Source organism: Agrobacterium sp. K11 (assembly GCF_059429395.1).
Genome location: NZ_JCAHRB010000013.1, coordinates 144,149 through 163,742, shown reverse-complemented (window position 1 = coordinate 163,742; position 19,594 = coordinate 144,149). Strand labels below are relative to the sequence as shown.

Genomic DNA, 19,594 nt, shown 5'->3' with positions numbered 1-19,594 from the left:
CTAGACGCGCGCCATGAGGTAGTGGCCAACGCCCCAGACCTTACCGTCTTCGTGCCCGAAAAGACCTGCCGTCGCGAGGAAGAACAGTCTCCAACGCCGTTCCCACAAGCGCGCATCGTTGCCGTAGACCCGCTGCAGGATCGGTCGGATACGGTCGATCTCCCGGTCGAAATTTCCAAGCCAGTCGAGGGCTGTCCGGCGATAATGTGATCCCGACCAGCGCCATTCCTGTTCCACGGTGAACTGCGCCGGGAAACGGTGAGGAAGATCGAAGGCAGGCATAATGCCGCCGGTGAAGAAATGCTGCGCGATCCAGTCTGCCCGGTTGCCATGGTCGAAACGATAGGATCGATCCCGGTGATTGAAGACGTGAAGGAAGAACTTGCCCTCGAGCGTCAGCCACGAGCGGACGCGCTCGAACAATGCCTGCCAGTTCGACATGTGCTCGAACATTTCCACCGATACGACACGGTCGAAACGCTCGTCAGTGGTGAAATCATTCATATCGGCCGTCACCACCGAGAGGTTCGACAGCCCACGCTCATTTGCACGTTCGATTATATATTCGCGCTGCGAAGCCGAATTTGAAACGGACGTAATCCGCGCATTGGGAAACCGACCGGCCATATAAAGGGAGAGCGAACCCCAGCCACAGCCGAGTTCGAGAATATTCATCCCGTCCTGCAATCGGGCATGCGAAACAGTCTCCTCCAGCGCCAATGTTTCAGCCTCATCCAGCGTTGTCTGAGCATTGGGATAAAAGCAGCAGGAATATTTTCTTTGCGCGCCAAGGACGATTGCAAAGAATTCAGCCGGCACCTCGTAGTGCTGCCTGTTCGCCTCGTCGGTGTGTGTGGCGACGGGAAATTTCGCCATATCAGACACAAAAGCGTTTTCTTCCGCCGCCGGAACGCCGGCAAGTCGCCGTTTGGTGCGCGCGCAGAGCATGTCGATGCCGGCAAGCGTCATATTGTCACTCAGCGGTGCGCGTTCGGCAGCATTGATGGCGAATGCGAGCATGTTCATGGCGTGTCCTCATTCTTGCGTGGCCCCGGAAAGAAGGCGTTGACGCGGTTTTGCAGGGCGCGGAATTTCTCTCCGCGTGATTTCAGCATGTGTTCTTCTAGCGGGGGAATGCCGGAGACGTGGACGAGCAGCCAGTACATCATGGCTGGAGCAGCAAGCGACAGCCATGACAACGGCTGCGCATGGATGGCCAACAACGGAAAGCCGCACCAGAAAAGCCACTCGAAAAAGTAGTTGGGATGACGCGAATAACGCCACAGACCAGTCTCGCAGACGCCGGTTTTGGCCTCCGGGGTTTTTCTGAACTGTGAAAGCTGTGCATCGGAGGTCGCTTCGCCGACAAGCGCACCAGCCGCGACGATCAACGCTATCACATCGATAATGCTTGGAAATGGCAAAGGATTGCTGGCGGCAAGATAGACGGCGAGAACCAGCACAAAGGCGGCAACGGCCTGGATCTGGAGAAAAGCGAAAAGCCGCAATGAGGCATTGCTGCCCCATTCTTCTATAAGCTTCGCGTAACGTGGATCTTCGCCACCTCCCCTCGTCCGCATGCCGATGTGTCCCGCGAGCCGCAGCGACCACACCAGTACAAGAAAGAGAACCGCTCCCCGGCGCCAGCTATCTCCATCGGAAAACAAGACGGCAACCACGCCGCCGAGCCCGACACTCGCAGACCAGACGGTGTCGATCCAGCCACTCGATCCTGTGTAACGCTGCAACGCCCAGGCTGCCGCCATCAGAAGCGACATCAGCACGGCAAGGGCCACCACAACAGACATCATCACCATTCCGCTCACTGTATTCGAAGGCCTTCAGACCAAGTTTCCAGTGGCAACTACGGGCGAGACGGCAAAAGAGTTTCAGGCGCCTGACAAAATTCTGAAAAATTTGCGCGCCGCTGAAACTTATCGATCCGCTGCTTCGTATCTGTCGCAGGCCGTAAAACTGAATTGTGAATGCAATAGCGAGGAACCATGTTCGATACCGAAGCCAAAAGAAAAGACAGCCGGCGAAACATCGCCGTGATCGGAACAGGCATTTCCGGTCTGTCTGCGGCCTGGCTTTTGTCGAAACGGCATGATGTCACGGTTTTCGAGGCTGCGGACCGCGTCGGCGGCCACAGCAACACCGTGACGTTCAAAACTGAACAGGGGGCAGTGTCTGTCGATACGGGTTTCATCGTCTATAATGAGGTGACGTATCCCAATCTGACGGCACTTTTCAAAACGCTGGGAGTGACGACCGCAGCCTCCGACATGTCCTTTGCCGTTTCGCTGGATGATGGCGGTTTCGAATATTCCGGCGGCTCTGGCTTTGGCCTTTTGGCGCAAAAGAGAAATGCCGTCAGACCGCGTTTCTGGGCAATGCTTGCCGACCTCTTGCGCTTTTATCGCAATGCCCCGCGCGATCTGCCGATGATGGGCGACATGTCGCTCGATGAGTATCTTTCGCAAAACAACTATGGCGACGCCTTTCGCAACGATCATCTTTACCCGATGGCCGCAGCCATATGGTCTACCCCGGCCATGGAAGTCGGCCGTTACCCGGCAGCACATTTCGTGAAGTTCTGCAGCAATCACGGCCTGCTGTTGCTCCGCAACCGGCCCGTCTGGCGCACCGTTGTCGGCGGGAGCCGGGAATATGTGAAACGACTCACTGCGCCATTCGCCGATCGCATTCGGCTCTCGACACCCGTCACACGCATCCACCGCCTGGCGGACGGGGTCGAGATCGCCAACACTAACGGCGAATTCGAACGGTTCGACGATGTGGTGATTGCCACACACGCAGATCAGGCGCTGGAGATGCTGACGGACGCGACGCAAGCCGAACGGCGCATTCTCGGCGCGTTTGGCTATACGAAAAACAGGGCGGTACTGCACACGGACAGCAGTTTCATGCCCCGCAGGCGCGCCGCCTGGTCAAGCTGGAACTATGTGGCCGATACACGCATTGAAACGGGGCAGCCGAGCATCACCTACTGGATGAACAAGCTTCAGCCTCTGGGTGAAATCCCTGACACCTTCGTAACGCTGAACCCGACGCGCGAACCGGAAAAGGGAAAAATCATCACCGAGGAAACCTACCACCATCCTGTTTTCGATGCCGGCACCGAGCAAATGAGGCAGGAACTGTGGGCGTTGCAGGGTTTGCGAAACACCTGGTTCTGCGGCGCCTATTTTGGCTCGGGTTTTCATGAAGACGGCATTCAGGCGGGGCTTGCCGTCGCCGAGGATCTGGGCGGCCTGTCGAGGCCCTGGAAGGTTACCGATGATAGCGGCCGGATCGTCCGTCTGAATTTGGCTTCGCGGAAAAGAACGATCAAACTCGTTGAGGCGATCCCATGACGCCTCATTTCTCCTCCGCCCTTTTTCCCGGACATGTCATGCATGCGCGCTTCAAGCCGAAAGCGCACCGGCTCGCCTATCGCATTTACTCGCTGCTTCTCGACCTTGATGAACTTGATGCGCTTGACCGTAAGCTGCGACTGTTCTCCGTCGATCGTTTCAACCTGTTTTCCTTTCACCGCCGGGACCGCGGCGACGGGAGCAAGATGGAATTGCGCAACCAGATCGAAAACGCCATGACGGCCGCAGGCATGACCGTCGATGGTGGTCCGATCCGTCTGCTCACCATGCCACGCCTCCTCGGCTGGGCCTTCAATCCACTCAGCGTGTTTTTCTGCCACGGCCGCAACGGGTCTCTCAAAGCCATTCTCTGGGAAGTCGACAACACGTTCGGCGAGCGGCATTCCTACCTTATCCCGGTGGAGACCGAGGGTGCGGCAGAGATCGTCCAGCGCTGCGACAAGGCCTTCTATGTCTCGCCCTTCATGGACATGGATCTCCGTTATGTGTTCCGTGTCATTCCACCCGGCGACAAGCTGAAGATCGTTATCGATACATTTGACGATGAGGGGCCGGTCCTGACTGCAAGGCATCTGGCGCGGCGTGTCGAGCTGACCGATGGCGCGCTGCTGAAGGCTTTTGTCACCATCCCCTTTCTTACCCTCAAGGTTGTTGCAGGCATCCATTGGGAAGCACTTAAAATATGGCTCAAGGGTGTGCGGTTGAGAAAACGACCGCGTCCACCGTCTGCCCCTGTCTCCTTCATTCACCCATCACCATCGCAAATCGAGGCCAAACTTCATGACCCCGTTTGACAATCTCAACGAACTATCGCTGGAAAACACGCAGATGCGGCAACGCACCGGTCCCGAAGGCTGGCTCATGGCCAAGCTCTTGAACAACGTCTCCAAAGGCAGACTGCGCGTCATGCTGCCCGGTGGCGGCGTGATTGAGAAATCCGGGGAACATGAGGGCACCGAGGCGACGCTTGTTCTCCATCGCTGGCGCGCGCTACGGCGGCTCATCCTCAATGGCGACATCGGTTTTGCCGAGGGTTACATCGAAGACGACTGGTCCACACCGGATCTGACCGCCCTGATCCGTTTTGCGGCACAGAACAACGACGCTTTCGGGGGATCGACGCGCGGTAGCCTGCCCATGCGCCTCATCAATCGCCTTGGCCACCGGCTGAACGCCAATACAAAGCGCGGCAGCCGCCGTAACATCGAGGCCCATTACGATCTCGGCAACGAATTCTACCGGCAATGGCTCGATTCCTCGATGCTCTATTCGTCGGCGATTTTCGACGATACGACGCCAACGCTTGAGGCGGCCCAACTCAAAAAACTCAACCGCATCGTCGACAAGCTGCAATTGAGCGGCGGTGAGAGCGTATTGGAGATTGGCTGCGGCTGGGGCGCGCTTGCAATCCACCTCGCGACCCAGGCGGATGCCAACGTTACCGGCCTCACCCTTTCGCCATCTCAGTTGAATTGGGCAAAGGCGGCAGCGGAGAAAACCGACAAGGCTGAGCATATCGATCTCAGGCTCGAGGACTACCGCGATGTCGAAGGCAAGTTCGACCGCATCGTTTCCGTCGAGATGTTCGAAGCGGTCGGTGAGGCCTATTGGCCGAGCTATTTCGAAACAGTGAAACGCTGCCTGAAACCCGGCGGGCGCGCGGTGCTGCAAATCATCTCCATTGAACCTGCCCGGTTCGATAATTACCGGCGAAACGCGGACTTCATCCAGAAATACATCTTTCCGGGCGGCTTCCTGCCATCTGACGAAGCCCTTGAAAGAGCAATCGGCAGGGCGGGTCTGAGCCTCACCGATACCGAGCTTTTCGGCCAGTCCTATGCCCGCACGCTGGCGGAATGGCGGCAGCGTTTCCATGCGCGCTGGCAGACGATCTCGCTGCTGGGTTTCGATGACCGCTTCAGGCGGCTCTGGGATTATTACCTCTGCTACTGCGAAGCCGGCTTTACCGAGGGCACCATCAATGTTGGCTTCTACACGATCGAGCACAAATAAGAGGCGGGGCAACAACTGCGGAGAAAGACGATGAAAATCAATATCTTGATAATCGCATCCGTCCTGGGTCCGATGCTTGCGGCCTCTGGTGCCGGAGCAGCAGACATCGACGGAAACTGGGCGCGCGGCGACGGCAACGCGAAAGTGCTAATCGCGCCCTGCGGCGACAATATATGCGCCACCAATACCTGGATCAAACCGGGCACGCCCGAGGAAAAGACCGGTGACCGGCTGATCATGACCATAAAGCCAGATGAAACAGGCGTCTATTCGGGCACTGCCTTCGATCCGCAACGCGACAAATCCTACAAGATAACCGTGACGGTTGATGGCAACAGCATGACCACCAAGGGCTGCATCGTCGCTGGTCTCCTGTGCAAAGGCATTACCTGGGCCCGCATCAACTAGACTCTGGAAAGGACAAACCGATGAAGACCTATATCTCAGCCTACTTCTTCACCCTCATCGCCTTTCTGGTGATCGACTTCATCTGGCTAAGCACCATGGCGTCGCGGCTTTATCGCCCGGCGATCGGCGATCTTCTGGCTGAGAACTTCCGACTGGCCCCGGCGATCATCTTTTATCTCATCTACGCGGCCGGACTGACCTTTCTTGCGGTTCGTCCAGCCCTCATATCAGGCCAGTGGACGACCGCGTTGGTTTATGGTGCAGCCGTCGGCTTCATGGCCTATGCCACATATGATCTCACCAATCAGGCAACGTTGAAAAGCTGGTCCACGACATTGACCATCGCAGATCTTCTGTGGGGCACTTTCGCGTCCGCAGCCGCTGCCATCATCGGTTACCTCGTCACCGTACGGCTGGTCGGTCCACTGCAAAATCCGGCAGGTGTGTTATGACAGCGACCATCCCTGCCGCCTGCTTCCACCCGGCCAAGTTTTGGCCGGGAAGACGTGAACTTCATTTCGCGCATGCCTTGCCTTCCCACAAAGGACAACCCTATATAGGAGGCGCAAGAAGGGATGTTCGAATGCAGGGTACAGAGATAGCAACGCTCATAAACCGCGTCGGCATGGGCGATCGCTCGGCATTCGTTTCCCTCTATCAAGCCACCAGCCCGAAGCTTTATGCGATCTGCCTGAAAATCCTGCGTGACAGGACCGAAGCCGAAGAAGCGCTTCAGGAAGTCTATATCAAGATCTGGCAACGAGCCCTCACATTTGCAGCAAGCGCCGGCACACCGTCGACGTGGCTCGCCGCAATCGCCCGAAACCATGCGATCGATACGATCAGGGCCCGCAAACCCGTGGGCGACGACATTGACGAAGCCTATGACCTTGCCGATGACAGCATCCGCAATCCGGAGCAGCAGGTCGTTCTGGCCGATGAGGGTCGCAGGATCGACAATTGCATGCAGGAACTTGAAACCGTTCATGCGCAGGCGGTGCGTCGTGCCTATATCGAAGGCCTGAGCTATATCGAACTCGCCAAAGAATTGCGGGTGCCACTCAACACGGTCAGAACCTGGCTGCGGCGAAGCCTTCTCAAACTCAGAGAGTGCATGCAGCGATGACAACGAGCGAAAACAGCGAGGGCATGCATTCGCGCGACGAAATCCTCGCTGGCGAATATGTGCTCGGCGTGCTGCCGTTTGAAAAGCGTCGTGAGGTCGAGCGGCGCATGCAGGACGACAGGGTCTTCGCGCAGCTGGTCCACCGTTGGGAAAGCGAATTTTCAGACTTCAACGTGGATTACGAAGAACAGGCGCCGAGTGCGGCCATTCTCGCCCGCATTGAAGAACGCCTGTTCGGCAGCAAGACCAGCAACGCCAATGGCAGCCTGTGGAGTTCCGCATCCTTCTGGCGATGGATATCGGTCGCCACGAGCGCGGCTGCCGTGGCAGCGATCGTTTACGCCGCATTTCCCGAAAAATGGCAGGGCACAGCTCCGCTGGTAGCCGAACTTTCGACAACGGACAGTCAGGTCAACCTGCTTGCATCCTATGATGCAGAGACCGGCAGGATGCACATTATACCGGTTGCGACCGGCAAGGCCGATGAGAAATCACTGGAACTGTGGCTTGTGATGGATGGCGGCAAGACCCGCTCGCTCGGTGTCTTCCAGCCCGGAACGAATGGCGATCTCATTATCCCGGCGGATATGCGTAACAATATTTCGGAAGGCACGACCTTCGCGATCAGCGTGGAACCCTTCGGTGGATCACCAACTGGTCAGGCAACCGGACCTGTAATCGCGATCGGCACTGCACGAAGGCAGCTTTAAACGTCACGCCTTCATGCGCTTTTGCCAACTGCTGAAACATGATTTCAGTCTGCGCACCGTTTAGTGGTTGCGCAATCATCGAGCATTGCCAGCGCGTTCTTTATTGCGGCACCGGAGGCGGTATTGTCGAAAACGCACCAGGATTCGGCGGAAAGGCTTTTTCTAAACGAGAGGATTTCGGCGGCGCTGTATTCGGAATAATAAATCCGGGGAGCGCCGTGGAGCCGGACATATTTGGGCGGCTCGGAAAAATCACTCGCCGGCCAGACCGGTGCAGGATCGGCCAGCACACGATCAATGGCATAGCGTTGCAGAACCTCTTGCGCTGAATGCGTAGCCCAACTTGTGTGACGCGGTTCGAGTACCAGCATGCCGGGAAAGGTCTGACGCACAGCATCAAACGCGGCCTCCGCGTCGGAGGCATCAAATATGAGATTGGGTGGCAACTGGCACAATAAGGGTCCAAGCTTGCCATCCAGCGCCGCAAGTTCCCCAACGAATGCCTTGAAGACTTGTCCGATTTCCCGCAACCGGCGCTCATGCGTGATCTCGCGCGGCAGCTTCACGGCGAAGCGGAAGTCATCGGGCACCGAATTTGCCCAACGCTCGAACGTCGTTGGCCGGTGGTGGCGATAAAAGGTGGAGTTGATCTCGACGCCGTTGAACACGGCAGCATATCGGTTTAGCCCACTTCCCGTTTCGGGAAAACGGTGCGCCACAGTCTTGGGGATCGACCATCCAGCTGTTGCAATTACCGGCACTTTCACCTGCCCCTAGGCTATCAAAGAGAAGGCCGGCACATGCCGACCTTCCCTGTTTCTAACGCTTAGCGTCTGTAACGCAGACGTTCCTGTTCGATTTCAGTGGGCTCATAAGGGTCGAGCGTGTCGTCAAACCGTGACCAACCGTCTTCGGCATAGGCCGCGCGCCGCTTGTCCGGATCAACCCAGTTGGACTGGCGCAGGACTTCTTCGGCGTCCGTGTAAAGGCTGTCCTCGACCTTCGCGGTCACGAGCGTGCCACCCCGGCGAACGCCTTCTGCGTAAACATGGGCGTGGTCTTCGGAAACGCCTGCGTCCGTCAGCGCGCCGATAAGGCCGCCGGCGGCACCGCCTGCAACGGCACCGGCAACAGCGCCTGCAGCCGTCGCAGCAAGCCAGCCTGCCGCAACCACCGGTCCGACGCCGGGAATTGCCATGATGCCAAGGCCTGTCAACAGGCCGCCGACACCACCGACGGCAGCGCCGATGCCGGCACCCGTGCCAGCGCCTTCGGCAGCTTTTGTATCATTGCCATGGCGTTCGTCTGCATTGTTGGAAACAATGCTGATATCTTTAGACGGCACGCCGCGTTGTTCCAGTGCAGTAACGGCGGCGCTGGCATCGGAGTAGTCGTCGAAAAGTCCGGTAACGGTCTTCATAGGATTCTCCCAAAGATTGAATTAGTTAGCGACAATATTGCCCTGATAGTCGAGCGCCACGTTTACGGACTTGCCGTCTTTCGAGGCCTTGGCTTGCCACACGCCCTTGTCGTCGAGTTTAAGGCCGGTCACTTCGGCATATCCGGCGTCCATAAGGCGTTTATTCGCCTGTTCCTCTGTAAAGCTGTTTGCGCCTTCCACAGGCGCAGTCGCATTCTTGGTGTCTGGCGTAGCGACGGCAGGCTTGCTGCCATCGGTGGCTGGAGCGGTGGACGTCTGAGCGAAGGCGCCAAGGGTCGACGCGCCGAGAAGCGCGGCGGCTAAAAGAAGCTTTTTCATGATTTTTCCTCGTTGTAGCCTTCAGTGCAGGCTCGACAGGGAAACAACATGTCGGGCCTCATGGTTCCGCCAATCTGAAAATAGAATTTGCAGGCCTTGCCGTTCCACCATCGTCGAAACGCCACAGAACTATCTCTGCCGGATGAGGAACGTCCGCCTATTCAACCGGTTACTGGCATCGCTGTGATGCCACGGCAAACCGGAATGTGAATTCTTTTCCCGTAGCAGGAACATCGTCTCCACTCAGGGGTTGTCCAGTTACATCATTCAAAGTTGATCGGATTCCCATATGCCTGCGGAAACTACATTGCATGACCTGTTCCTCGATACGCTCAAGGACATCCGTCTCGCCGAACAGCAAGTGCTGAAGGCTCTGCCGAAGACCGTGCGGGGACCCTTCCAAGCTCAGGCCGCCTTCTAGGGCGGCTTTTTCATTTCCGGGTCGGATAGGCCCCTTCCAATTTCAGGAGCCACACCATGGCCAAGACCACCTCCACATCAACAAGCGACAAGACCGAAACCGTAACGATCCATGACCAGAAGCTGGAGCGCGGTGCTGGCGGCGAGCTGCATCAGACAGCCGAAAACGACGCGCCGGTGCTGACGACCGCTCAAGGGGGGCCGGTCGCGGACGACCAGAATTCTCTAAGGGTCGGGCCGCGCGGTCCGCTCGTCGTTGATGATTTCCATTTCCGCGAAAAGATCTTCCATTTCGACCATGAGCGCATTCCCGAGCGCGTCGTGCATGCTCGCGGCTACGGCGCGCATGGCTACTTCGAGACCTACGAGTCCTTCTCCGCATACACAAAGGCGGATTTCCTGCAGCGCGCCGGGGAAAAGACACCAGCCTTCGTCCGTTTCTCGACGGTTGCGGGCAACAAGGGCTCAGCTGACCTTGCGCGCGACGTGCGCGGTTTCGCAGTGAAGCTCTATACACATGAAGGCAACTGGGATCTCGTCGGCAATAATATTCCTGTCTTCTTTATTCAGGACGCCATCAAGTTTCCCGACCTGATCCACGCTGCCAAGCAGGAACCTGACCGGGCTTTTCCACAGGCGCAGACGGCCCATGACAATTTCTGGGACTTCATCAGCCTGACGCCGGAGAGCATGCACATGGTCATGTGGGCAATGTCGGATCGTACGATACCGCGGTCTTTCCGCTTCATGGAGGGTTTCGGCGTTCATACCTTCCGTCTGGTCAATGCCAAGGATGAATCGACCTTCGTCAAGTTCCACTGGAAGCCGAAGCTCGGGCTTCAATCGGTCGCCTGGAACGAGGCGGTCAAGATCAATGGCGCCGATCCCGATTTCCATCGCCGCGATCTGTGGCAGGCGATCCAGTCCGGCAACTTCCCGGAATGGGAATTGCAGGTGCAGCTCTTTGATCAGGAGTTTGCCGACAGCTTCGATTTCGACGTGCTCGATCCGACAAAGATCATCCCCGAGGAAATCCTGAAGCCGCAGCCGGTCGGACGACTGGTGCTCGACCGCATGCCCGACAACTTCTTTGCCGAGACCGAGCAAGTTGCGTTCATGACGCAGAACGTGCCGCCGGGCATCGACTTCAGCAATGATCCGCTATTGCAGGGCCGCAACTTTTCCTATCTCGACACCCAGCTGAAACGCCTTGGCGGGCCAAACTTCACCCACCTGCCGATCAATGCACCGAAGTGTCCCTTCGCGCATTTCCAGCAGGATGGCCACATGGCCATGCGCAATCCTGTTGGCAGGGTGAATTACCAGCCGAACTCGTTCGGTGAAGGCCCGAGAGAGTCGCCGAGCCGGGGCTATCGTCATTTTCCGGCAGAAGAACAGGGGATCAAGGCGCGGCTGCGCCCCGAGAGCTTTGCCGACCACTACAGCCAGGCACGGCAATTCTACATCAGCCAGACCCCGCCAGAACAGCGTCATATCGCGGCAGCCCTGACATTTGAACTGAGCAAGGTGGAAACAGCCGTGATCCGCGAACGCATGGTGTCGCATCTCTTGAACATCGACGAAACGCTGGCAAACACTGTCGCGCAGAAGCTAGGTTTCAAGTCGAAGCTAGGTTTCAAGTCTATGCCGAAGCCGGCGGATGCCGCCATGCCGACACGTCAGGATCTGGAACCCTCGCCGGCGCTCAGCATCGTTGAGCGTGGTCCGAAACGCTTCGAAGGCCGCAAGCTTGGTATACTCGTCACCGACGGTGTCGATGCCAAATTGCTGAACGGCCTGATGTCGGCGATTACCAAGGAAAAAGCCGTCTGCGAATTGATAGCCCCGAAGGTCGGTGGCGTCACCGCCTCAGACGGGAGCTGGTTTGCGGCCCATCACATGATCGACGGCGGGCCATCGGTTCTCTTCGATGCAGTTGCACTGTTGACTTCTGCCGAGGGGATAGACGATCTGGTCAACGAGGCGACGGCGCGTGACTTCGTGGCCGATGCTTTCCAGCACTGCAAGTTCATAGGTTACGACCAGTCTGCGCTGCCATTGCTGGAAAAGGCCGGTATCGCAGGCGATCTTGACGAGGGCACGATTATCCTCCCGGGCGAGGAAGGCCTCGCTGGCTTCGTGTCGAACCTTGGCAAGCTGCGTGTCTGGGGACGGGAACCTTCCGTAAAACTCGGCAAGGCGTCACCGCCGGTAAAGTGAAATCACAGGCGGGCGCGGCTACAATGCCGCGCCTTGATGACGCACGATCGCCCGCCCGAGGGCGTGAAAACGTTTCAGCGTGAACAACATCAAGATGGCTCATAAAGGATGTACTGAATGAAGATTCGCGCCGGGTTCGATATTGCTTATGAATGCGAGAATGAGACGGCAATGCTGCTTGTTCTCAATCTCCACCCCAGCCGGCGCGCAGATCTGCTCACCGAACAGGTGCTGACCTTCGACAGGCCGATCGAGGCTTGGGGTTATATGGATATCTTCGGGAACGCCTGCAGCCGCATAACCGCACCGCCAGGCGTGACGACGATCTCGACGCGGTTCGACATATACGACGGCGGGCTGCCCGATCCCGTTCCTGAAAACGCTTTCCAGCACGATATCAAGGATTTACCAGACGATGTTCTAGTATTTCTGCTGGGCAGCCGTTACTGCGATACCGACCGCCTGGCGGACTTCGCCTGGAAAAACTTCTCGGCAACACCGCTCGGCTGGCCCCGTGTGCAGGCGATCCTCGATTTTGTGCATTCCCATATTGTCTTCAACTACGAGAAAGCCGATCCGCTCAGGACCGCATATGGCGGCTTCATCGACCGGACCGGGGTTTGCCGCGATTTCGCACATCTTGCGATCACACTCTGCCGTTGCATGAATATCCCCGCTCGCTATTGCACCGGCTATCTCGGTGATATCGGCGTGCCGAAGGACCCCAATCCGATGGATTTCAGCGCCTGGTTCGAAGTCTATCTCAGCGGCCGCTGGTATACGGTCGATGCCCGTCACAACAGGCCCCGCATCGGACGCATCTTGATGGCGACAGGACGAGATGCGACGGACGTCGCCCTGTCCACCGCCTTCGGGCCGGCTATCCTGAAGCGGTTCGAAGTCATTACGGAAGAACTGGCCGGATAGCGACGGGTAGCGTCAAGACGCTCAGGTCTCGCTCAACCTAGACCGACGCGACCTGAATGACCTCGGGAGCGGAGCCGTATGTCGATTTGTTCTTACGGTGAAAGGCGATGAATTCATCGGCTGGAAGCGGCTTGGAAAACAGCCAGCCCTGACCAAAATCCACACCATGTTCCCGCAGATAGGCCGCCTGCTCCGGCCTCTCGATACCTTCCGCAACCGAAAACAGTCCAAGCTCGCGCGCCATCTCGATAATATGGAGCGTCACGGTGCTGGTTGCCGTGTTCCTGCCGATCGTATCAACGAAGGATTTATCGATTTTCAGGGCGTCCAACGGCAGTCCCTGCAAATACTGAAGGCTGGAATAGCCGGTTCCGAAATCGTCAATTGCCACGGAATGCCCGGCCTTGCGAGCTCTGTCCAGCGTGAAGCGCGCCGCGTCAATGTCGATGAAACCGCGCTCGGTCGCTTCAAGCCATATCTGCTCCTTGCGTATATCCGCGCGGACAAGGCGTTGATCGATGAAGTCTAGTATCCGGCCTGATTTTACATCTTCGGCGCAGAGATTGATGGCGATATGTGCGCTGCGATCCCCAACGAGCATGGTACCAAGATCTGCAATAATGGCTTCAACGACCTGATCGGTGATGGGCTCTATCAGCCCTGTTTCTTCCGCCAGCGGAATGAAGAGGTCTGGCCTCACCAGCGTGCCATCAGGCCGCCGCCAGCGGACAAGCGCTTCGGCGCCCACGCATATATTGGTCTTGAGTTCGATGATTGGTTGATAGTGGACGATGAATTCACGGTTCTGGACTGCGATTTCCAGTTCCGTTTCCGGCGACAACCGCTTGCGCGACATCCAGATGACGATGCCGACGATAAAGAGCGCAATGAATGCGCCAATGGGCAAAAGGATAGTCAACTCCCGCACCAGCCTCGTTCGCAACGCCGCCCTTGGCTCGAGAACCACCGCCGTCAGCGCATTCTCCTTTACCACCGAATAAAGCCATGCGTCCGTCGTGCCCTGTCCCTCTTTTGTCGGCAACGTGGCCAGAACCCCTGTATCGGGAAGGTTCTGCGTGCTGATGACCGCAGCTTTATCGTTGAGGATCGCGAGAGACATCCCGTCCCGCAGCACAATATCAGCAAATCTCGAAGGTGCGACGAGCGCGTTGTGGTGGCCGAGATGCAGGCTCGTCATCTGGTCGCCGTGGCTGATGCCGGGTTGGATACGCAACGTCACTTCAAGACCGTCCGGTGTGACGTAGTCGACATGGGATTTGGCTACGTCGCCAGCGGCGCGGCCCCAGGAGGTGCATTTTATGAAGCCGTTTTCGAAATAGCCAATCTCCTCGATTGAGGGGACGTTGATCGTCACCATCCGCATTTGTGCAATATGCTGATCCGAACATGCGGGAGGGTGCGCCGTTTCAATTGCTTCCAATGCCCCTTGCGCTTGCTTGAATGTATTTCCGGCACGAACAAGCGATCTTTCGGCGACGAGGTCGAGAATGAAGAGTTCTTTTTGAATGGCGACACGCCAGGACGTCCAGGCCATGGCGGCAATGGGCAGCGCGGCGCCAACTATGGCCAGAAATATCCCCACGGCTATCACACGCCAACGTCGTGACTGCATCATCACTCTCCAAAAGGTAGTCGAGACATCAGTGTCGCAATCTCCTTAATTTTTGCTGTGTGCGGAACGGTGAAAACCGGGTGATGCAAATTATGATTTCTGCCGTCAACGCAATCTGAACATCACCGTGACGGCAGGAACGCGGGGCCGATAATCCAGTTACCCCGGGAGGGTATCACGCCCTGTCGAAGTTCAGTCCCGGTGCGATTACGATGCGAAAACAAAGCGTTCAAGTTTGCCGAGCGTCTGCTGACCCAGTTCGATAGCCCCAAAACCCTTCGCGTCCTGGAACTCGGCTTCCGTGCTGAACACCATGCCGAGCACGACCTTCGTCGCGCCGTCCTGATCCTCGAACGAAGCCCAGGCGTCGGCATGTTTCGGCCCGTTTTCGCCCCAGAGCAGCGTGTAGCCGATCCTCTCCTCAGGCCTGACCTCGATATATCGATGATGGTTCGGGAAGACAGTGCCGTCAGGTCCGATCATGTCGAACACCCACTCGCCGCCGGTTCGCAGATCGATCCTCTTCGTGCGACACGAAAACCCTTCCGGTCCCCACCATTGCGGCAGCGTCTCGGAATTCATCCAGGCCTTCCAGACGATGTTGCGCGGCGCCCTTATCGTTCGCTCCAGCACCATTGTTCGTCTGGCCACCTCGGCCAGATTGTTAAGACCGGCACCGAAGCCCTGCCGGTAACCCGCCTGCATATCCGCAGCCAATGAGGAAAGCTGCACGGTTACGACAACGCGACTGCCCTGCTCCGTCGCCGAAAAATCAGCGGTCACCAGCGCCGCAGACTGCGTCACGTCACCGGACGACACCACCTCGTAATTGACGCTGCTCAAGGCTGGCTGCAATTCCAGCCACCCGCATTCGCAGCGAATATCCGGCTGCCCATCGACCTTGCAGAGCGAAACTTCGCGTCCGCCAACTCTGGTATCGGCTTCCAGAAACTCCACGGTCACGGCGGGCGTGGGCGCTGCCCAGACAGCCCGCGCGGCAGGCGACGTCCACACTTGCCAGAGGACCGACAATGGAACAGCGACCACCCTTTCGAAGCTCAGTGTTGCAAAGCGGCCATCGCCAAGATGGGGTTCAGCACGGGTGCCGTCCTGATTGAGTTTCGACATCATTCCGTGCGCTCCTTCGCAGCCTGCATTGCAAATGCCTCCAACCGGTCGAGCCGGCTCTCCCAAATGGCGCGCTGTTCATCAAGCCATGTCCGCACCGGCTCCAGAGCCTCGGGCACGATAGTGCAGGTGCGCACCCGCCCATCCTTGGAGGTGCGGATAAGCCCCGCCTCCTCCAGTACCGACAGATGCCGCATCACGGTCGGCAGACGCAGCCCCGTGGGAGCGGATAATTCCATGACGCGGGCAGGCCCTTGCGCGAGCTTCGTTAGAATAGACCGGCGTGTCGGATCGGCCAGAGCCTGAAAGATCAGCGATAGTTCGGGCGAATGCTTAGTCATAATGCTAACTATCATGCAGCACGGCTCTAACGCAAGGAAAACTTCGTCGATTAGCTAAGTGTTCGGCCGTGAGCATTTGTTGGCCGCCGCGAAAAAGAAAAACGCCGGAGCATTGCCCCGGCGTTTCATTTTTTAAGCCACCAGACCCTTGGTTAGTTCCAGCGCCTGCCGCTCGAAGAGCCGGCGATAGATGCCGTCGTTCAGACGGATCAGCGCCTGGTGGTCGCCCTCTTCGACAATCTTGCCCTTGTCAAACACCAGCAGACGGTCAAGCGCCCGCACGGTGGAAAGCCGGTGCGCAATGACCAGCGTGGTGCGGCCATCCATCAGGCGTTCCATGGCCTCCTGGATCTGCACTTCGCTTTCGCTGTCGAGGCTCGATGTCGCCTCGTCCAGAATCAGCACCGGCGCATCCGCGAGGAAGGCACGGGCGATGGCGACACGCTGCCGCTCCCCGCCAGACAATTTCACGCCGCGCTCACCTACCATCGTCTCATAGCCCTTGGGAAGGGACATGATGAAGTCATGGGCGCTTGCCTGCCTCGCCGCCTGCTCGATCTCACGCCGCGAGGCGCTCGGCCGGCCATAGGCGATGTTTTCCGCCAGCGTGCGGTGGAACAGGATGGGTTCCTGCTGCACGATGGCGATCTGGCTGCGCAGGTCTGCCTGCTTTGCCTTGGCTATGTCCTGGCCGTCAATGCGGATCGAGCCGGAATTCACGTCGTAAAGCCGCTGGATAAGCTTGACGAATGTCGTCTTTCCCGACCCCGAATGCCCGACCAGCCCCACACGCTCACCCGACCTGATGGTGACTGAAAAGTCCTGATAGAGCGGGCTGGGATGCGCGCCGTATTGAAAAGTGACGTTGTCAAAAACGATTTCGCCCTTCTCTATCCTGATCGGCCTGGCATCCGGCCTGTCTTCGACACCCAAAGGCATCTTGTCGAGCAACACCAACTCTTCCATGTCGTTGACGGCACGTTGCAGATTACGGATGTGTTGACCGACATCACGCAGATAGCCCTGCAGGACGAAGAACATCGCCAGCACGAAGGTGATGTCGCCCGGCGTCGCCAGTCCCTGCTGCCACATGACAAGGCCTGTTCCCAGAATACCGGCCTGCATGGACACCATCATGAAGCCCTGGATCGTGCCGTTCAGCGTGCCGCGTTTCCATGTCCTTCGCGTACGGTTGTCCCATTTGGCCAGCACATGGCGCAACCGCGCCTCTTCGCGGGTCTCTGCGCCAAAAGCCTTGACCACCGAATTGCAGCTGACGGCATCTGCCAGCGCGCCACCAAGCTTGGTATCCCAGGCGTTTGCAAGTCTTGCCGCCGGCGATACGAAGCCCATGGAGAGCAACACGGTGACGCCGACATAGATCAGCGACCCCGTGCCCACGATCAAGCCCATGATCGGCCAGTAACTACCCAGCACGACGGTTGCGCCCACCAGCATGACGATGGAGGGCAACAGGGCGATAAGAAGCACGTCATTGAGTGAATCAAGCGCCCACATGCCACGCGTGATCTTGCGAACCGTGGAACCGGCAAAGCTGTTGGCGTGCCAGTCGGTTGAGAACCGCTGCACCCGGTAGAAACCGTTATTCGCCACATCCGCCATGGTTTTCAGCGTCAGCCTGATGATGCCGTTAAACACGAACCAGCGCAGGACTACGCTGGTCAAGCCCAGCGCCACGACGACGACAAAAGCGCGCAGCGCCCGGTCAGCCCCGTTGCCGCCGGCAATGGCATCGACGATCTGGCCGGAGAAAACCGGCACCATGACTTCGGCCAGCGTGCTGGCAATCACCAGCACAACAATAAAGCCCACCAATGCCCGCCGGTGGGTCCAATGGTGGAAAACAAAGCCGAGCACATGGCGATAGGCATCGGCGCGGAAATCGAGCTTCTTGCGAGACATTTTAACCAGCACGGCGCCATGCGTTCGGCAACCGGTCCTCAAAAACGGAAGTTGGATGGCACAGCCCGGGCGGAAAACAAAAATGATCCCGTCAGATCAATCGGGCTATGAAGGAAAACAAAACCGCATGTGGGGCGCGCTCGGGGCGGGCCACGAATGGAAATGACCTAGTGTCGGTTCATTCCACGCGGGAGGAACTTGATGAATGATGATGTCATGCAACGCCTCCCTATGTTCGATCTGACGCGGTGAGAAATTTGTACCTGAGCTGTTCGCCGTTGCCAACCGGGTAATTGCAACCTTATGGCAAGTGATGCGAAAACGACACATCAGCTGGTGTGACGGCAACGAACGTGGCCGATGCCAATGAAAGCTTCGGCCACGGTTTTTGCGTGGTGGCGCTTCCCGCCGCACCCAGGCTCCGGTGCGCGGCGAGAACATATCTGGTCAATCCATCTGGACGTTTGCGTTCTTGACGACCGGTTCCCATTTGGCGATTTCGGCTGCAACGTGGCTTTTCAGCTCATCGGGCGAAGAGCCGACGATCTTGGCGCTGAATTCGGCCATGCGGGCCGCCACACCCGGATCGGCAAGCGCTTTCTTGGCCGCCGCATTCAGTGTGTCCACCACATCGGCCGGCGTGCCGGCAGGCGCAAACAGCGCGTTCCACGTGTAGGTTTCATAACCGGGTACGGTTTCGGCAATGGTCGGCAGATCCGGGAATGATGACGCCCGCTCGGCGGTCGTTACGCCAAGCGCCCGCAATGTGCCGGATTTGATGTGGCCGGACGACGACGGCAGATTGTCGAACATGATCGAAATCTGGTTGCCGAGAAGATCGTTGAGCGCGGGGCCGGCACCTTTATAGGGAACGTGCTGCATGCTCACACCGGTCATGCTCTTGAACAATTCCCCTGAAAGATGCAGCGGCGTGCCATTGCCGGACGAGGCATAGGCATATTTGTCGGGTTCGGCTTTCAGAAGCGCGATCAATTCCGCGACGCTGTTGACGTTCAGCTTCGGATTGACAACAAGCACATTGGGAACCACGACCAGAAGCGAGACCGGGGCGAAATCCTTTTGCGGATCGTAAGGCTTTGTCTTGAGAATGAGCGGGTTCAAGGCATGGGTCGCAACGGTGCCCATCAGGATCGTGTAACCGTCAGGGTCTGCGCGTGCGACACGGTCGGCACCGAGATTACCGCCTGCACCGGCAACATTTTCAACGACGATCTGGTGACCAAGCTCATCACCCATTTTCTGTGCGATGACGCGCGCAACCACGTCGGTTGAGCCACCTGCCGCGAAGGGAACGACCAGCGTAATCGTTCGATCAGGAAAACCCTGCGCGCTCGCCGTCAGTCCCATCATGCAAAAAGAAGCAGCCGTAGCCGCAAGTTTCAACACCATACGCCGTTTCAAAGACCGGTAATTCATGAACCCTCCTGTAGAATGGCCTCCCCGCCATCAGCGCATAGTAGCTCAAATGGACTTGAGAGCAAGCAACCGGCATCGCAAACCATGCGGGAAGGCCACGCGACACGTCTGCCCTGCAACGCTTGGCGGAACCGCGCGTTATAGCGGGCAC

The 19,594-nt window shown here is 57.9% G+C and carries 19 protein-coding genes and 1 pseudogene; 10 read left to right on the top strand and 10 right to left on the bottom strand.

Translation table 11 applies throughout. From position 1 onward, the window contains the following. Together AC5SEO_RS23365 and AC5SEO_RS23360 are read right to left on the bottom strand one after the other, a co-directional pair. A complete protein-coding gene (locus AC5SEO_RS23365; protein WP_065660341.1) occupies positions 1–1,026 on the bottom strand; it encodes an SAM-dependent methyltransferase in 1,026 nt (341 codons plus the stop codon). After that, positions 1,023–1,811, bottom strand: coding sequence for a DUF1295 domain-containing protein (locus AC5SEO_RS23360; protein ID WP_113473464.1), 789 nt, complete (start codon positions 1,809–1,811; stop codon positions 1,023–1,025). Before AC5SEO_RS23360 ends, AC5SEO_RS23365 begins: the two co-directional genes overlap by 4 nt. A 192-nt stretch (positions 1,812–2,003) precedes the next feature. Between AC5SEO_RS23360 and AC5SEO_RS23355 the strand changes: the two genes are divergently transcribed. The 7 genes from AC5SEO_RS23355 (at position 2,004) to AC5SEO_RS23325 (ending at position 7,655) form a co-directional block, all read left to right on the top strand. Further along, on the top strand, positions 2,004–3,377 hold the full coding sequence (locus AC5SEO_RS23355; protein ID WP_173994445.1) for an NAD(P)/FAD-dependent oxidoreductase: 1,374 nt from the start codon (positions 2,004–2,006) through the stop codon (positions 3,375–3,377). Continuing rightward, positions 3,374–4,192, top strand: a complete 819-nt coding sequence (locus AC5SEO_RS23350) for a DUF1365 domain-containing protein (protein ID WP_149910472.1) — start codon at positions 3,374–3,376, stop codon at positions 4,190–4,192. The genes AC5SEO_RS23355 and AC5SEO_RS23350 overlap by 4 nt, the downstream gene beginning before the upstream one ends. Then, positions 4,179–5,411, top strand: coding sequence for an SAM-dependent methyltransferase (locus AC5SEO_RS23345; RefSeq protein WP_149910473.1), 1,233 nt, complete (start codon positions 4,179–4,181; stop codon positions 5,409–5,411). Before AC5SEO_RS23350 ends, AC5SEO_RS23345 begins: the two co-directional genes overlap by 14 nt. Positions 5,412–5,441: 30 nt before the next feature. Next, a complete protein-coding gene (locus tag AC5SEO_RS23340) occupies positions 5,442–5,819 on the top strand; it encodes a DUF2147 domain-containing protein (RefSeq protein WP_495364076.1) in 378 nt (125 codons plus the stop codon). Positions 5,820–5,839: 20 nt separating this feature from the next. Next, the gene (locus AC5SEO_RS23335) at positions 5,840–6,271 is read left to right on the top strand and encodes a DUF2177 family protein (protein ID WP_495364075.1); all 432 of its coding nucleotides are present in this window, start codon (positions 5,840–5,842) and stop codon (positions 6,269–6,271) included. A gap of 131 nt (positions 6,272–6,402) precedes the next feature. Beyond that, positions 6,403–6,945 carry a sigma-70 family RNA polymerase sigma factor gene (locus AC5SEO_RS23330; RefSeq protein ID WP_004431393.1) on the top strand — a complete coding sequence of 181 codons (543 nt, stop codon included), beginning with the start codon at positions 6,403–6,405 and terminating at the stop codon, positions 6,943–6,945. Continuing rightward, entirely contained in the window at positions 6,942–7,655 is a 714-nt protein-coding gene (locus AC5SEO_RS23325) for an anti-sigma factor (RefSeq protein WP_004431391.1), read from the top strand. The genes AC5SEO_RS23330 and AC5SEO_RS23325 overlap by 4 nt, the downstream gene beginning before the upstream one ends. A 44-nt stretch (positions 7,656–7,699) precedes the next feature. Here the strand turns inward: AC5SEO_RS23325 and AC5SEO_RS23320 are convergent, their stop codons facing one another. The 3 genes from AC5SEO_RS23320 to AC5SEO_RS23310 form a co-directional block, all read right to left on the bottom strand. Further along, positions 7,700–8,416, bottom strand: coding sequence for a DUF72 domain-containing protein (locus AC5SEO_RS23320; RefSeq protein WP_013761043.1), 717 nt, complete (start codon positions 8,414–8,416; stop codon positions 7,700–7,702). A 65-nt stretch (positions 8,417–8,481) separates the two neighbouring features. Continuing rightward, positions 8,482–9,075, bottom strand: coding sequence for a general stress protein (locus AC5SEO_RS23315; protein WP_013761044.1), 594 nt, complete (start codon positions 9,073–9,075; stop codon positions 8,482–8,484). Positions 9,076–9,096: 21 nt separating this feature from the next. Then, the gene (locus AC5SEO_RS23310; RefSeq protein WP_065660336.1) at positions 9,097–9,414 is read right to left on the bottom strand and encodes a PepSY domain-containing protein; all 318 of its coding nucleotides are present in this window, start codon (positions 9,412–9,414) and stop codon (positions 9,097–9,099) included. A gap of 289 nt (positions 9,415–9,703) precedes the next feature. On the opposite strand from AC5SEO_RS23310, the pseudogene AC5SEO_RS23305 reads away from it, so the two are divergent. The 3 genes and pseudogenes from AC5SEO_RS23305 to AC5SEO_RS23295 all read left to right on the top strand — a co-directional run. Further along, a pseudogene (locus AC5SEO_RS23305) lies at positions 9,704–9,805 on the top strand (DUF892 family protein); the annotation flags it as partial. An 86-nt stretch (positions 9,806–9,891) separates the two neighbouring features. Continuing rightward, positions 9,892–12,054, top strand: a complete 2,163-nt coding sequence (gene katE, locus AC5SEO_RS23300; protein ID WP_495364074.1) for a catalase — start codon at positions 9,892–9,894, stop codon at positions 12,052–12,054. Between the two features lie 117 nt (positions 12,055–12,171). Beyond that, complete coding sequence (locus AC5SEO_RS23295; protein WP_004431379.1) at positions 12,172–12,981, top strand: transglutaminase-like domain-containing protein; 810 nt, start codon at positions 12,172–12,174, stop codon at positions 12,979–12,981. A 37-nt stretch (positions 12,982–13,018) separates the two neighbouring features. On the opposite strand, the gene AC5SEO_RS23290 is transcribed toward AC5SEO_RS23295, so the two are convergent. The 5 genes from AC5SEO_RS23290 to AC5SEO_RS23270 form a co-directional block, all read right to left on the bottom strand. Continuing rightward, positions 13,019–14,614 carry an EAL domain-containing protein gene (locus tag AC5SEO_RS23290; RefSeq protein ID WP_495364073.1) on the bottom strand — a complete coding sequence of 532 codons (1,596 nt, stop codon included), beginning with the start codon at positions 14,612–14,614 and terminating at the stop codon, positions 13,019–13,021. 207 nt (positions 14,615–14,821) lie between these two features. Beyond that, positions 14,822–15,745 carry an SRPBCC family protein gene (locus AC5SEO_RS23285; RefSeq protein WP_495364071.1) on the bottom strand — a complete coding sequence of 308 codons (924 nt, stop codon included), beginning with the start codon at positions 15,743–15,745 and terminating at the stop codon, positions 14,822–14,824. After that, positions 15,742–16,083, bottom strand: coding sequence for an ArsR/SmtB family transcription factor (locus AC5SEO_RS23280; protein WP_041694677.1), 342 nt, complete (start codon positions 16,081–16,083; stop codon positions 15,742–15,744). The genes AC5SEO_RS23285 and AC5SEO_RS23280 overlap by 4 nt, the downstream gene beginning before the upstream one ends. Positions 16,084–16,215: 132 nt before the next feature. Continuing rightward, positions 16,216–18,006, bottom strand: coding sequence for an ABC transporter ATP-binding protein (locus tag AC5SEO_RS23275; RefSeq protein ID WP_060642592.1), 1,791 nt, complete (start codon positions 18,004–18,006; stop codon positions 16,216–16,218). Positions 18,007–18,453: 447 nt separating this feature from the next. Beyond that, a complete protein-coding gene (locus tag AC5SEO_RS23270) occupies positions 18,454–19,443 on the bottom strand; it encodes a Bug family tripartite tricarboxylate transporter substrate binding protein (RefSeq protein WP_013761053.1) in 990 nt (329 codons plus the stop codon). Positions 19,444–19,594 lie beyond the last annotated feature (151 nt).